Genomic DNA, 13,350 nt, shown 5'->3' on the forward strand with positions numbered 1-13,350 from the left:
CTCAGCCCACTGTCCGCGGGGAGAGCAGGTCGGTGACATCGTCGGGCACGTACGCCGGGTCGTCGCCGAGGTCGACCTGCCGATTGTCGGCATCGACGAACACGATGCGCGGCCGGTACTCGCGGGCCTCGGCGTCCGCCATCACACCGTAGGCGATCAGGATCACCAGGTCGCCAGGGTGTACCAGATGTGCTGCCGCTCCGTTTATTCCGATCACCCCGGTGCCGCGCTGTCCGGTGATGGCGTAGGTCTCCAGCCGGGCGCCGTTGTCGATATCGACGATCGTCACCTGCTCACCCTCGAGCAGATCGGCGGCGTCCATCAGATCGGCGTCGATGGTCACCGAACCGACGTAGTGCAGGTCGGCATGGGTCACCGTCGCGCGGTGGATCTTGGACTTCAACATCGTCCGGAACATCAGTTTCTCCAGGTTATTTCGGGGTGATCGCCATTGCCGCCGATGCCGGGTGGCGCGGTGTCGGTGGATAGGTCTACGGCGATGTTGTCCAGCAGTCGGGTGGTGCCGAGACGGGCGGCGATCAGCAGCCGCGCCGGCCCGGACGGCGGCGCCGGCTGCAGTTGCGGCCCTCGCAGTTCGAGATAGTCGACCTCGATGGCGGGCACCTCATCGAGCACCGCGCGAGCGGCGTCGAGTGCCGCATCGGGCCCACCGGCCGCCGCCCACATGCCCGCCAACAGTGCGGACGACAACGCACAAGCCTGTTCGCGCTCTTCAGAATTGAGGTAGCGGTTGCGCGAGGACATGGCCAGTCCATCGGACTCCCGCACGATCGGTACGCCGACTATGCGGACATCGATGTTGAGATCCTCGACCATCTGGCGGATCAGCACCAGCTGCTGATAGTCCTTTTCACCGAAGAACGCCCGGTCCGGGCGGACGATCTGCAGCAGCTTCAGCACCACGGTGAGCATGCCGGCGAAATGACCTGGCCGCGAGGCACCTTCGAGCTCGTCACCCAGCGCACCGGGATGCACGGTGGTCCGCGCACCGTCGGGGTACATAGCCGAGGCGTTCGGCGCGAACACCACCTCGACGTCTTCACCGCGTAACAGCTCGAGGTCGGCGTCGAGCGTGCGCGGGTAGGCGTCGAGGTCCTCGCCGGCGCCGAACTGCAGGGGGTTGACGAAGATCGACACCACGACCACCGCTCCGGGCACTTTCTTGGCGGCACGCACAAGTGCCAGATGACCGTCGTGCAGTGCTCCCATGGTCGGTACCAGCATCACCCGACGGCCGGTGTGCCGCAGCGCTCGGGTGACGTCGGAGACCGCCTGCGGCGTCTGATACAGGTTGAGTTGCGCGGGAGTGAATTTCGGCGTGCTCACTGCCGCCGTCCTTGTCCTGACCAGTCGGCCAACACCTCAAAAACCTCCTTGGGTGCATGCGCACGCTGGGCGGTGCGCAGCGAGTTCGCGCAATAGGACTGGGCCAGTTCGGGATTCACCGCATCGAGCGCTGTCAGGTGGCCGGTGATGGCGGGCGCGTCCCCGCGGGCAACCGGTCCGGTCAACGCCGCCTGCCCGCGCTGCAAGGTGTTCTCCAGGGCGGCGCGGGCCAACGGGCCGACGATCCGTTCGGCGAGGCCGCCGGGTGCGTCGACGACGAGTTCCTGTCCGAGCAGCTCCTGCCCGGACAGCGCCGCGCGCAACGCGTCCAGCGCGTCGGCGACCACGGTGACGATGTGATTGCTCGCGTGGGCCAACGCCGCGTGATACAGCGTGCGTGCATCTTCGCGCACTCCGAACGGCTCGCCGCCGATCTCGAGGACCAGTGACTGGGCGATGGCATCGCCGATCTCGTCGACGGCGGTGACGCCGAAGCAGCTGTCGGAGAGCCGGGCGATGTCCTCGTCGGCTCCGGTGAACGTCATCGCCGGGTGGATCGCCAGCGGGACGCAGCCCTGTTCGGTCAACGGCGCCAGGATCCCGACTCCGTTGGCACCGGAGGTGTGCACGACGATGGTGCCGCGGCGCACCGCATCCGTCGCTGCCAGACCCTTCACCAGGCCGGGCAGCTCGGAGTCCGGCACCGTCAGCAGCAGCAGCTCGGCCCGGTCGGCGACGTCGGGCACCGGCAGGATCTCGGTGTCGGGTAGCCGCCGCTCGGCGAGCCTGCGCGACGCCGTCGAGATCGCGCTGCACGCCACCACCACATGCTCGGCGCGCTCCAGGGCGACGCCGAGGGCAGTGCCGACACGGCCGGCCGACACGATGCCGACCTTGAGCCGGGCGGGGCGCAAGCCGCTGGGGTTGCCCACGTAGCCGACCTCGCTGACGTCAATGAGTTGTTCGTTCCAGTCCTTGGTCAGGTACCGGACGGTCGACACAACTCTAACTCGGGTGAATAGCGACCTAATCCTCGCGTCGGCGCCGCCGGCCACCGCCGCCGGGAGCGCCGTTCGCCTGCAGCCGAGCCAGCAGGTCGGCGACCGACTGACCGCCGGTCTGCTCGGCGTCGCGAGCCCGTCGTCGCGGCTCCTCCGCCTCCTCGGTGCCGCGGTGCCGCGCGGGGGGCGCAGGAGTGGTCATGGCGGGTTGGCCGGAGCTCTCGACCGAGTGGCGGGGGCGTGGAGCGGCGGGTTCGGGCGGTGGCTGCATGACCGGCTCGGGCCGCGGTTGCGGCTGGGGTTCCGGCTGCGGCTGAGCCTGGGGCTCGGGCTGGTCGATCGGTGCTGCTTCCTGCGGCGGCGTCCAGTGCCTGCCGCGCGGCTCCTCGACGGGCGGTTGCGACGCCGCAGCCGACGGAACGACAAAGCCGTTGTCCGCGTTGGCCACCCAGTTACTGCCCGGTGCGCCCGGCGGCAGCCAGCGGCCGTCGGCTTCGACCGGACGCCATTCCGGCCCTTCGGGTGCCGGGCGCGGCGGCTCGGGCTGAGGCGGCTCCGGCGCCAATGCCGCGGCTGCGGCTGCGACGTCGGGATCAGATTGAGGCGGTGGTGGCGGGGCGAACGGCCGTTGCGGCTCCACAACCCGCTCGCCGGTCTCGCCGCCATTCTCCGAAGGCCGCCGGTGCGAGCCTCCGAATTCGGGCTCGGGCTCGGCACGGCGGCGCCGAGGCGGCGGCGGCTGCTGGGGCGGCTGCTGCGGCTGCGACGGAACCAGGAATTCCTCGGGGACGTCGATGATCGGGTTCTCGGCGGTGCGGCTGCCGCTGTCCTCGTGCTGCACGGGCGTGATCCGGCTGCTCTCGACACGCCCGGGCACCGGCGGCATCGTCGTCGTGTCGCGGGTCCAGTCGGCGGCGCGGTCGCCCTCGAGCGCGGGCCGGTCACCCAGGTCGGCATCGAACAGGATCTCCAGGTTTGCCCGTAGCGCCGCGAGCTCGGCGCGCAGCGCGGCGACCTCGTCGGCGGCCTGCGCACGGAGTTCTGAGGCCAGCTCGCGGCGCAGGTGCGACTCGACGCTCAGCTCGTATTCCCGGCGCGCCGAGATCTCCCGGTCCAGCTGCAGGTCGTATACCAGCTTCAGGTCCCGCGCCCGGGCGGCATCGATATCGCTCTGCCTGCGGTACATGACCGATACGAAGGCACCGATAACCGCCGCCCACAACGACAGGATGACCGCCAGCTTCAGCAGCTCGACACGGGTGGTGAAGACCAACGCGGAACTGGCCGCAATGGCAAGGACCAGCAACACCGTCAAGAGCAGCCAACCCGGCCTGCGGCCGCCGCGCCGATTCTTGGCGCCGCGGGACAGAACGGTCATGGGCTGACTGTACCCGCGAGATGTCCGTCAGCGTGTCGTCAAGCTGCGGCGATTCGCCGCCTTCCCACTACTCCGGGGCGGTGTCCGGATCGTCGGTCGGGTCGCCGGGTGATCGGCAGCAGTGCTGTAGCCAGAGCGCCGCAACCACCAGGGCCAAAGCGCTGAGCGCGGCTATCGCGGCACCGGGGATGAAGGTGCCCGCGACGTGTTCGGTTCGCCTGAGCCATAGGTAGGCCAGCACGCCGACCCACCACCCGAGCATGAGGGTCCCGACCCACGCCGAGGCCTGTGCGATCGCCAGAGTGCGAGCCACGGCGAGCGGGTGCAGCCGCCCGGCCCCGACGCCGATCTGGTTGTCGCGGATCTTGGTCCGCACCGACACGGCCCAAGCCGCCTCACCCACGGCGACGGCAAGCAGTGACAACCCTGTCCACGCTGTGATCGGCGGGAAGTCGCGGTACAAAACGCGCATCAAGAGCCATGCCAGAACCGCGACGGCGACGGCGGCGACGGTCAGGTCGCGTTTGCGTGTCGGCCCCATCAACTGCCCAGCCGCAGGACAAGAGGAGTCAGGTGCACTCCGTCGCGGTCGACCGCATCGAGCTCGGCCAGCAGGTGGTCCACCCGCCGGCGCGCGCCGGCCACGGTGAGCTCTGCGTCGGGATCCACCGCCAGCCACGGCACCATCACAAACGCCCGCAGGTGAGCCAACGGGTGCGGCAGGGTCAGGCCCTCGTCGCGGGAAAACACCTCGGTCTTGTCGTCGTAGCAGCTGACGAGATCGACGTCGAGGGTGCGCGGTCCCCACTTCTGCTCACGAATGCGTTCGTTGGCGTTCTCCAAAGCCTGTGCGCGGCGCAACCATTCATGGCCGTCGGCGTCGGCATCGTCGGCCACCACGACGGCGTTGAGGAACGGCCCCTGCTCGACGCCACCCCACGCGTCGGTTTCATAGACCGGCGACAGCGCGCGCACCGTGTCGCCGAGCCCGTCGACGGCGGCCTGCAGCCGCGCCATCCGGTCGCCGAGGTTTGAGCCGATCGAGAGCACCACGCGCGTCATAACTCACCTCCGAGCGGAAGGATCTCGCCGCGCCCGCCGCGGCGGGAACGGCGCGCGACCACCGCAACATCAGTGAACGCCAACGGGATTGGTGCGTTCGGCTTGTGCACCACAACTTCGACGGCGTGCACTCGTCGGTCGTTCATCACATCGTCGGCGATCTCGCCGGCGACCGTCTCGATCAGGTTGCGCGCCGGGCCACCCACGATCGCGGCCGCCCGCTGGGCCAGCGTGCCGTAGTCGTAGGTGTCGGCGAGGTCGTCGCTGGCGGCCGCCTCGGCCAGATCGATCCACACCGTGATATCGACGATGAAGTCCTGGCCGTCGCGGCGCTCGTGATCGAAGACGCCGTGATTGCCGCGGACGGTCAGTCCGCGCAACTCGATCCGGTCAGCCATCTGCCCATGCCCCAACCACTTTGAGCGCGTCCACCGTCGCGCGTACATCGTGGACCCGCACGCCCCAGGCTCCGTTGAGGGCGGCCAGCGCGGAGATCACCGCGGTCGCCGTCTCGCGCCCGTCCGGCGGACGGATGGTGCCGTCGGCGTCGGCGAGCAGACGGCCGAGGAAGCGTTTGCGGGATGCACCGACAAGCACCGGAATTCCGGTGGCGACGAACTGGGGCAGCGCGCGCAGCAAGGCCCAATTGTGTTGTGCGGTCTTGGCGAATCCCAGTCCGGGATCGATGATCAGATTCTCGTGATCGACCCCGGCTGCGACGGCGGCGTCCACACCGGCGAGCAGTTCGTCGCGCACCTCGGTGACCACGTCGCCGTAGGCCGGCACCTCGTGGGGATGCTCGGCGCGCACCGACCGCCAGTGCATCAGCACCCACGGCACCTTGGCCTCGGCCACCATCGGGGCCATCACCGGATCGGCCTTGCCGCCGGAGACGTCGTTGACGATGCTGGCGCCGTTGTCCAGGGCGGCGGCCGCAACCGCCGCATGCATGGTGTCGATACTCACCGTGATACCTTGCGCCGCAAGCTCTTTGATCACGGGAACGACACGCGCCGATTCCACCGCGGCGTCGATGCGTACGGCGCCGGGGCGGGTGGATTCACCGCCGACGTCGATGATCGACGCGCCCTGCGCCGCCAGCGCGAGCCCGTGAGCGACCGCACGAGCCGGGTCGAGATAACGTCCGCCGTCGGAGAAGGAATCGTCGGTGACGTTGACAACGCCCATCACCAACGTGCGCGGGCTATGTGGCTGCGTCATTTACGCAAGATGAGATCCAGCGCCTCGGATCGCGATGCGTTGTCGGTCTTGAACTGTCCGCGGACCGCAGATGTCGTCGTGATCGCGCCTGGCTTGCGGACCCCGCGCATCGCCATGCACAGGTGCTCGGCCTCGAGGACAACGATGACCCCGCGCGGCTTGAGCTTACGCATCACCGCATCGGCGATCTGCCCGGTCAGCCGCTCCTGCACCTGAGGGCGCTTGGCGTAGAGGTCGACCACCCGAGCCAGCTTCGACAATCCGGTCACCCGGCCGTCCTCGCCGGGGATGTAGCCGACGTGCGCGAAGCCGTGGAACGCCACCAGGTGGTGCTCGCAGGTGGAGTACATCGGTATCTGTTTGACCAGCACCAGCTCGTCGTGCTGCTCGTCGAACGTCGTCGACAGCACCTCGTCGGGATCGGTGTACAGGCCGGCGAACATCTCCCGGAAAGCCCGCGCGACCCGCGCCGGGGTGTCCCGCAAGCCCTGCCGGTCGGGGTCCTCGCCGACGGCCAGCAGGAGTTCACGAACGGCGGCTTCGGCTCGCGACTGATCGAACACAGGCGTCTGGAAAGTGCTCGAGTTGGGCTGCGGCATCGAAGCTCCGTTCGTCATCAACCGTTGGACGGCCGCTTCGACCGGCCCCCGTCGTCACCCGATTCTTCCTGCGGCGTCCCATGCTGACCCGTGTGACTGGGTGAAGGATACGGCTGATAGGGCGGATATGGCTGGCCCTGTTGCGGATGCGGCTGACCCCAGCCGGGCGGCGGCGGATACCAGAATCCGCCCTGCTGACCGGGCTGCCCCTGCGGGGGCCCCTGCTGCGGGCCCTGCGGAGGCCAGCCGGGCGCGTGCCAGCCGGCCGGTGCGCCGTAGTCGGGCTGGGTCGATCCGGGCGGCGGCTGCTGACCCGCGTGCGCGCCATTGCCGTTTCCGCTGCGGGGCTGCTGGGCCTGCGCCGCGGCGCTGGCCTGAGCAATCGCCTTCTTGAAGGCCGGCTCCGGCATCGGCTTCGGCCACGGCTCGCCGCGTTCGATCGCCAGCTCGCCCGGCGTCTTGATCGGCGGCTTGTCCGACGGGATGCGCCCACCGAAGTCGTCGAACACCGTCAGCCGCGGTCGCTTCTTCACGTCACCGAAGATGGCTTCGAGCTCCTTGCGGTGCAGCGTTTCCTTCTCCAGCAGCTGACCGGCCAGCGTGTCGAGCACATCGCGGTATTCGGTGAGGATCGCCCAGGCCTCGGTGTGGGCGGCCTCGATCAGCTTGCGGACCTCGTCGTCGATGTCGCGAGCCACCTCGTGGCTGTAGTCCGACTGGGTGCCCATCGTGCGGCCCAGGAACGGATCGCCGTGCTCGGTGCCGTACTTGACCGCACCCAGCTTGGCGCTCATGCCGTATTCGGTGACCATCGCGCGGGCGATCTTGGTGGCCTGATCGATATCGGACACCGCGCCGGTCGTCGGCTCGCGGAACACCAGTTCCTCGGCGGCGCGCCCGCCCATCGCGAAGACCAGCCGGGCAATCATCTCCGAGCGGGTCATCAGGCCCTTGTCGTCCTCGGGCACCGACACGGCGTGACCGCCGGTGCGGCCGCGGGCGAGGATCGTCACCTTGTAGATCGGCTCGATGTCGGGCATCGCCCAGGCCGCCAACGTGTGGCCACCCTCGTGGTAGGCGGTGATCTTCTTTTCCAGCTCGCTGATCACGCGGCCTTTTCGCCGGGGCCCGCCGATCACCCGGTCGACCGCCTCCTCCAGCGCGGCCGCGGTGATGATGGTTCCGTTCTCACGGGCAGTGAGCAGGGCCGCCTCGTTGATGACGTTGGCCAGATCGGCGCCGGACATGCCGACGGTGCGCTTGGCCAGCCCGTCGAGGTCGGCGTCGGGAGCCATCGGCTTGCCCTGCGAGTGCACCCGCAGCACAGCCTTGCGGCCGGCGAGGTCAGGGCTGGTGACCGGGATCTGGCGGTCGAAGCGGCCGGGGCGCAGCAGCGCCGGGTCGAGGATGTCGGGGCGGTTGGTGGCCGCGATCAGGATGACGCCCTGGCGATCGCCGAAGCCGTCCATCTCGACGAGCAATTGGTTCAGCGTCTGCTCGCGCTCGTCGTGGCCGCCGCCGAGGCCGGCGCCGCGCTGGCGGCCGACCGCGTCGATCTCGTCGACGAAGATGATGCACGGGCTGTTCTGCTTGGCCTGCTCGAACAGGTCGCGGACGCGGGAAGCACCGACGCCGACGAACATTTCGACGAAGTCCGAACCAGAAATCGTGAAGAACGGAACTCCGGCCTCGCCAGCCACGGCGCGGGCCAGCAGCGTCTTACCGGTTCCGGGCGGACCGTAGAGCAACACGCCCTTGGGGATCTTGGCGCCGAGCGCCTGATACCGCGACGGGTTCTGCAGGAAGTCCTTGATCTCGTAGAGCTCTTCGACCGCCTCATCGACGCCGGCGACGTCGGCGAAGGTCGTCTTGGGCATGTCCTTGCCAAGCTGCTTGGCCTTGGACTTGCCGAAGCCGAAGCCCATCCGGCCGCCGGTCTGCATGCGCGAGAACAGCACGAACAAGCCGACAAGGAGCAGCAGCGGCAGCATGTAGACCAGCAGCGAGCCCAGAATGCTGCCCTGGTTCACCACGGTGTTGGTCTTGATGTTCTTGGCGCTCAGGGCGTTGAACAGGTCGACCCCGTACCCGGTCGGGTACTTGGTGATGACCTTGTTCGAGTTCTCGGTGTCGCCGTTGCCGTTCTTCAGCTCGAGCCGCAACTGCTGTTCGCGGTCGTCGATCTGCGCGCTCTTGACGTTGTCACTGGTGATCTGCGACATCGCCACCGAAGTGTCAATGGGTTTGAAGCCCCGGGTGTCGTCACTGAAATAGAAGAACGACCAGCCGAGCAGCAGCACAACGGCAATCACCGTGAGTGTGCGGATCACGTTTTTGCGGTTCATCAAGCATCGGCCGTTACGGCCCGGTCCTTCCGATATGCGCAGCTGGGATAGTTCAGGCTACCGCTACGACAACGTCAGCAAGTCCCCGCAGGGTTTCCGTCAGGCTTTGGTTGCTGTTCGCTGTGCGCCGAACCGGCACTTCCAGGTGAATCGAAGCTGTGCTTGAGTGGCACGGTGCCGCTGAAGACCGAACGGCTAGTCGACGTCAACGGGGTGCGGCTGCGGGTGCTGGAGGCCGGCGATCGCGGGGCGCCCGTGGTGGTCCTGGCACACGGTTTCCCGGAGCTGGCGTACTCCTGGCGTCATCAGATACCGGTACTCGCCGACGCCGGCTATCACGTGCTGGCCCCCGATCAGCGCGGCTACGGCGGTTCGTCGGTGCCCGACGCGGTCGACGCCTACGACATCCACGCGCTCACTGGTGACCTGGTGGCGTTGCTCGACGAGGTCGGCGCGCGGCAGGCCGTTTTCATCGGACACGACTGGGGCGCGATGGTGGTGTGGCACACCGCGCTGCTGCATCCGGACCGGGTCCGGGCCGTCGCGGGGCTGTCCGTCCCGCCGATCCCCCGGGCGCGGACCCGTCCCACCGAGCGGTGGCGGGAGAAGTTCGGCGAGGACTTCTACATGTTGCGCTTCCAGGAGCCGGGTGCGGCCGACGCCGAGATGGCCGCCGACGTGGCCGCCACCATGCGCGGGATGTTCGCCGATCTCTCCCCGTCGGCGCCACCCGGGTGGATCAGTGACGCAGAGTTCTCGCACTACGTGCGTGAGTTCAGCCGGACGGGGTTCACGGGCGCGCTGAACTGGTATCGCAACTACGACCGCAACTGGGAGTCGACGCCGGAACTCGTCGATGCGCGCATCACTGTGCCCGCACTGTTCGTCGGTGGTACCGCCGACCCGATCGGCCCGACGATGAACCCGGCACGCGCGCGCGAGGTGGTCGCAGGTCCGTACACCGAGAGGTGGATCGAGGGCGCCGGCCACTGGGTGCAACAGGAACGCCCCGACGATGTGAACCGAATGCTGTTGGAATTCCTACGCGAAGTGGAGTCGTCATGACGGGCAGGCCGCTGAATTTCGGAGTCTTCATCACGCCGTTTCACCCGGTCGGCCAATCCCCCACCGTCGCACTGGAATACGACCTGGAGCGGACCGTCGCCCTGGACCGGCTCGGCTTCGACGAGGCGTGGTTCGGCGAGCACCACTCCGGCGGGTACGAGCTGATCGCCTGCCCGGAGGTATTCATCGCCGCGGCGGCCGAGCGCACCAAGCACATCAAGCTGGGTACCGGCGTGGTGTCGCTGCCCTACCACCATCCGCTGATGGTGGCCGACCGCTGGGTGCTGCTCGACCACCTGACCCGCGGCCGGGTGATCTTCGGCACCGGCCCGGGCGCGTTGCCGTCGGACGCCTACATGATGGGCATCGATCCCGTCGAGCAGCGCCGGATGATGCAGGAGTCGCTCGACGCGATCCTGGCGTTGTTCCGCGCCGGGCCCGATGAGCGCGTCGATCGGCATTCCGACTGGTTCACCCTGCGCGACGCGCAGCTGCACATCCGGCCCTACACCTGGCCATACCCGGAAATATCCACGGCGGCAATGGTTTCCCCGTCCGGGCCGCGGCTTGCAGGGCAACTGGGTACCTCGCTGCTGTCGCTGTCGATGTCGGTGCCCGGCGGATTCGCAGCACTGGAGGACGCCTGGGGCATCGTCGTCGACCAGGCCGCCAAGGTCGGCAGGCCCGAGCCCGACCGCTCGTCGTGGCGGGTGCTGGGCATCATGCATCTGGCCGACACCCGCGAACAGGCGATCGACGACTGCACTTACGGACTGCAGGACTTCGCGAATTACTTCGGTGCGGCCGGATTCGTTCCGCTGTCCAACGAGGTGGACGCGGCAGAGCAGTCTCCGCGGGAGTTCGTCGCCGAGTACGCCGCCGGCGGCAACTGTTGCATAGGCACACCCGAAGATGCGATCGCCTACATCACCGACCTACTGGACCGATCGGGTGGCTTCGGCACATTCCTGATGCTCGGCCACGACTGGGCCGACCCTCAGGCCACCTACCACTCGTATGAGCTGTTCGCCCGGAAAGTCATGCCGCACTTCAAGGGTCAGCTGCACGCGCCGCGGGCATCGCACGACTGGGCGCAGCAGAAGCGCAACGATCTGTTCGGCCGCGCAGGTGAGGCGATCATGAAGGCGATCGGCGAGCACGCCGGCGAGCAGTCCTAGACGTGAGCCGACGTCGAGATTGACCTCACGCAGACACTTACCCGAACATTTCCTGCATAGATTCAATCTCGTTGCAGGGCTGCCCACCGAAAGTGGTCTACACCTCGGTCGGCGTCCCCGGCGTCAGCCAGCGGACACTCTCGACATCCGACAGTGTCTGGCGTGCAACATTTTCCGCCTCGCGAAAGTGCGTCCATCCCTCGTAGTGCACCGGCACTGCCACCCGTGGCCGCATCAGCCGAATCAACTCGGCGCCCTCGTGTGCGGTCATCGTGAAACGCACCGGCCCGGTGAAGCCGAAGCGCACCCCACCCAGATGCAGCAGGGCCACGTCGATCGGTAACCGCCGGGCCACCTCGCGCAGACCGTCGTAGAACACGGTGTCCCCGGACATCCACATTGCGGCGGTGTCCTCGCCGCGGCGATGCAGCGCGAATCCGTTGACTTTTCCCGTGATCGGCCCGCTGAACCTGGGACCGTGGCGGGCCGGGGTGGCAGTCACCGTCAGCGGCGGACGGCCGGGCGCTTCCAGCGTCATCGACGCCCAGTCCGCCAGGCCGCGGATGTTGGGCGCGGCCAGCCTGCGCGCGGCGGGCACGGTGGTGACGACGGTGCCGGCTTGGGAGAGCAAATGACGACCGGAGTCGTCGAGGTTGTCGGCGTGCTGGTCGTGGCTGAGCAACACCACGTCGACAGGCGCGACGACGTCGAGCGGGCGGGCCGGCCCGGAGACCTTGCGAGAGGACGTGCCCCAGCCGAACGTGTATCGGCGGCCGGGTGAGTCGAAGGTCGGGTCGGTCAGGATTCGCCAGCCATCGACCTCGATCAGCGTGGTGGGGCCGCCGAGATGGGTGAGCTGAAGCTTGGCCATGCCAAAAATCTAGTGCCGCGCGCTACGGTGTCTCCCATGCCCAACGCCGGACGTCGTGTCGTTGTTGCGCTCGCCGCGCTGGGAACGGCTGCCACCGTGCTCGCCGGTTGCGATTCCGCACCCGCGGTTCCCGCCAATCCACGGCAGGTGACCGTCGTCGGATCCGGCGAAGTCAAAGGTGTGCCGGACACCCTGACCACCGACGTGAGCGTCGAGGCCGCCGCGCCTGACGTCACCACCGCTATGAACCAGGCCAATGACCGCCAGAACGCGGTGCTCAATGCCCTCAACGCCAGCGGTGTCGAGGGCAAGGACATCAGCACCACCGGAGTCAGCCTGCAGCCGCAATATGGCGACAACTCGGTGATCACCGGATACCGGGCGAGCAATTCGATCCAGATCAAAATCCGCAAGCTCGACACCGCCTCGCAGGTGCTGGCCAATATCGTCACCGCAGGCGGTGACGCCACCCGGATCAACTCGGTGAGCTACTCCATCGAGGACGACGCCAAGTTGGTCGGCGACGCCAGGGCGCGGGCGTTCAACGACGCCAAGCAGCGCGCCCAGCAGTACGCCGACCTGTCGGGATTGTCGCTGGGCAAGATCATCTCGATCTCCGAGGCGCCCGGCGGCACACCGCCGCCGCCACCGCCGATGCCGCGCGGGGCGATGGCCAGTTCCGTTCCGCTGGCGCCCGGCCAACAGACCGTGGGCTTCTCGGTGACGGCGGTCTGGGAGCTCAGCTAATTCCGGATTTCGTGCGAATTCAAAAACGTATGAATTCATTTCGGGAGTCGTGTTCCGACGCTATTGCCAATTAACGCTTACGTCATTATCGTTTCCCGTCGAGGCACAGCTTAGGCACTCCGGGGGGAAATTCGTGGCTATTGCGGGTTCTAACACGTCGTCAGGTGCCGGTCGGCATCGCAGGGCAGCCCGGAAGCAACCTTCAATAAGGCAGTGGCTACGCATCGGTGCCGTGGGCTTGGGCTTAGGCGCTGCAGTCACCGTGGGGCAGGGAACTGCCGCGGCAGCACCTGACGACTCGTCCCACTCCGGAGCCCATGCCAACAACCGTGGCCACAGTTCATCACGCGCCGACAGTGCGCGCCCTCGTTCGAGCAGCCCCGCTCACCAAGATAAAACAGACACCCACGCACCGGACTCCGTCGCCTCAGGCGCCACCCGCATCGTGACGCTTCAATCGCCAAGCGCTCCTGCCCCGAATGCTCTGTTGAAAGCGGCATCTCAGTCGAGTCCCGTTGTGGGAGAGCCACTTCAGA

Annotated in this window: 14 protein-coding genes; 3 read left to right on the plus strand and 11 right to left on the minus strand. The window is 67.8% G+C overall.

The window, feature by feature from the left end; translation table 11 throughout:
• Position 1: 1 nt before the first annotated feature.
• The 10 genes from panD to ftsH all read right to left on the minus strand — a co-directional run bounded on the left by panD (position 2) and on the right by ftsH (position 8,953).
• The gene (gene panD, locus AB431_RS26745; RefSeq protein ID WP_047332494.1) at positions 2-418 is read right to left on the minus strand and encodes an aspartate 1-decarboxylase; all 417 of its coding nucleotides are present in this window, start codon (positions 416-418) and stop codon (positions 2-4) included.
• On the minus strand, positions 418-1,371 hold the full coding sequence (gene panC, locus AB431_RS26750; protein WP_369803096.1) for a pantoate--beta-alanine ligase: 954 nt from the start codon (positions 1,369-1,371) through the stop codon (positions 418-420). Before panC ends, panD begins: the two co-directional genes overlap by 1 nt.
• The gene (locus AB431_RS26755; RefSeq protein ID WP_047333833.1) at positions 1,344-2,279 is read right to left on the minus strand and encodes a Rossmann-like and DUF2520 domain-containing protein; all 936 of its coding nucleotides are present in this window, start codon (positions 2,277-2,279) and stop codon (positions 1,344-1,346) included. The genes panC and AB431_RS26755 overlap by 28 nt, the downstream gene beginning before the upstream one ends.
• A gap of 94 nt (positions 2,280-2,373) precedes the next feature.
• The gene (locus AB431_RS30885; RefSeq protein ID WP_047332496.1) at positions 2,374-3,726 is read right to left on the minus strand and encodes a DUF6779 domain-containing protein; all 1,353 of its coding nucleotides are present in this window, start codon (positions 3,724-3,726) and stop codon (positions 2,374-2,376) included.
• 67 nt (positions 3,727-3,793) lie between these two features.
• Positions 3,794-4,267, minus strand: a complete 474-nt coding sequence (locus AB431_RS26765) for a DUF3180 domain-containing protein (protein WP_047332497.1) — start codon at positions 4,265-4,267, stop codon at positions 3,794-3,796.
• Complete coding sequence (gene folK, locus AB431_RS26770) at positions 4,267-4,788, minus strand: 2-amino-4-hydroxy-6-hydroxymethyldihydropteridine diphosphokinase (protein ID WP_047332498.1); 522 nt, start codon at positions 4,786-4,788, stop codon at positions 4,267-4,269. Before folK ends, AB431_RS26765 begins: the two co-directional genes overlap by 1 nt.
• The gene (gene folB, locus AB431_RS26775) at positions 4,785-5,186 is read right to left on the minus strand and encodes a dihydroneopterin aldolase (protein ID WP_047332499.1); all 402 of its coding nucleotides are present in this window, start codon (positions 5,184-5,186) and stop codon (positions 4,785-4,787) included. The genes folK and folB overlap by 4 nt, the downstream gene beginning before the upstream one ends.
• Positions 5,179-6,009, minus strand: coding sequence for a dihydropteroate synthase (folP, locus tag AB431_RS26780; protein ID WP_200902671.1), 831 nt, complete (start codon positions 6,007-6,009; stop codon positions 5,179-5,181). Before folP ends, folB begins: the two co-directional genes overlap by 8 nt.
• On the minus strand, positions 6,006-6,608 hold the full coding sequence (gene folE, locus AB431_RS26785) for a GTP cyclohydrolase I FolE (RefSeq protein WP_144418378.1): 603 nt from the start codon (positions 6,606-6,608) through the stop codon (positions 6,006-6,008). Before folE ends, folP begins: the two co-directional genes overlap by 4 nt.
• Positions 6,609-6,625: 17 nt before the next feature.
• Entirely contained in the window at positions 6,626-8,953 is a 2,328-nt protein-coding gene (gene ftsH / locus AB431_RS26790) for an ATP-dependent zinc metalloprotease FtsH (protein ID WP_047332502.1), read from the minus strand.
• A gap of 174 nt (positions 8,954-9,127) precedes the next feature.
• Here ftsH and AB431_RS26795 point away from each other — a divergent pair, with 174 nt between their 5' ends.
• On the plus strand, positions 9,128-10,018 hold the full coding sequence (locus tag AB431_RS26795; RefSeq protein WP_200902672.1) for an alpha/beta fold hydrolase: 891 nt from the start codon (positions 9,128-9,130) through the stop codon (positions 10,016-10,018).
• Entirely contained in the window at positions 10,015-11,196 is a 1,182-nt protein-coding gene (locus AB431_RS26800) for an LLM class flavin-dependent oxidoreductase (RefSeq protein ID WP_047332504.1), read from the plus strand. Before AB431_RS26795 ends, AB431_RS26800 begins: the two co-directional genes overlap by 4 nt.
• 97 nt (positions 11,197-11,293) lie before the next feature.
• Here AB431_RS26800 and AB431_RS26805 read toward each other — a convergent pair whose 3' ends face one another.
• A complete protein-coding gene (locus AB431_RS26805) occupies positions 11,294-12,067 on the minus strand; it encodes an MBL fold metallo-hydrolase (RefSeq protein ID WP_047332505.1) in 774 nt (257 codons plus the stop codon).
• Positions 12,068-12,079: 12 nt separating this feature from the next.
• Here AB431_RS26805 and AB431_RS26810 point away from each other — a divergent pair, with 12 nt between their 5' ends.
• Positions 12,080-12,814: an SIMPL domain-containing protein gene (locus tag AB431_RS26810; RefSeq protein ID WP_047332506.1), complete on the plus strand. Its 735-nt coding sequence runs from the start codon at positions 12,080-12,082 to the stop codon at positions 12,812-12,814.
• Positions 12,815-13,350 lie beyond the last annotated feature (536 nt).

This window comes from Mycobacterium sp. EPa45 (assembly GCF_001021385.1).
Taxonomy (GTDB): Bacteria; Actinomycetota; Actinomycetes; order Mycobacteriales; family Mycobacteriaceae; genus Mycobacterium.

What these genes read in the sequence shown, in the direction of transcription:
- AB431_RS26805 (WP_047332505.1), bottom strand. Translation starts at nt 12,067, where the DNA reads ATGGCCAAGCTTCAGCTCACCCATCTCGGCGGCCCCACCACGCTGATC.
- folE (WP_144418378.1), bottom strand. Translation starts at nt 6,608, where the DNA reads ATGCCGCAGCCCAACTCGAGCACTTTCCAGACGCCTGTGTTCGATCAG.
- AB431_RS26765 (WP_047332497.1), bottom strand. Translation starts at nt 4,267, where the DNA reads ATGGGGCCGACACGCAAACGCGACCTGACCGTCGCCGCCGTCGCCGTC.
- ftsH (WP_047332502.1), bottom strand. Translation starts at nt 8,953, where the DNA reads ATGAACCGCAAAAACGTGATCCGCACACTCACGGTGATTGCCGTTGTG.
- AB431_RS30885 (WP_047332496.1), bottom strand. Translation starts at nt 3,726, where the DNA reads ATGACCGTTCTGTCCCGCGGCGCCAAGAATCGGCGCGGCGGCCGCAGG.
- AB431_RS26800 (WP_047332504.1), top strand. Translation starts at nt 10,015, where the DNA reads ATGACGGGCAGGCCGCTGAATTTCGGAGTCTTCATCACGCCGTTTCAC.
- panD (WP_047332494.1), bottom strand. Translation starts at nt 418, where the DNA reads ATGTTCCGGACGATGTTGAAGTCCAAGATCCACCGCGCGACGGTGACC.
- folP (WP_200902671.1), bottom strand. Translation starts at nt 6,009, where the DNA reads ATGACGCAGCCACATAGCCCGCGCACGTTGGTGATGGGCGTTGTCAAC.
- folB (WP_047332499.1), bottom strand. Translation starts at nt 5,186, where the DNA reads ATGGCTGACCGGATCGAGTTGCGCGGACTGACCGTCCGCGGCAATCAC.
- folK (WP_047332498.1), bottom strand. Translation starts at nt 4,788, where the DNA reads ATGACGCGCGTGGTGCTCTCGATCGGCTCAAACCTCGGCGACCGGATG.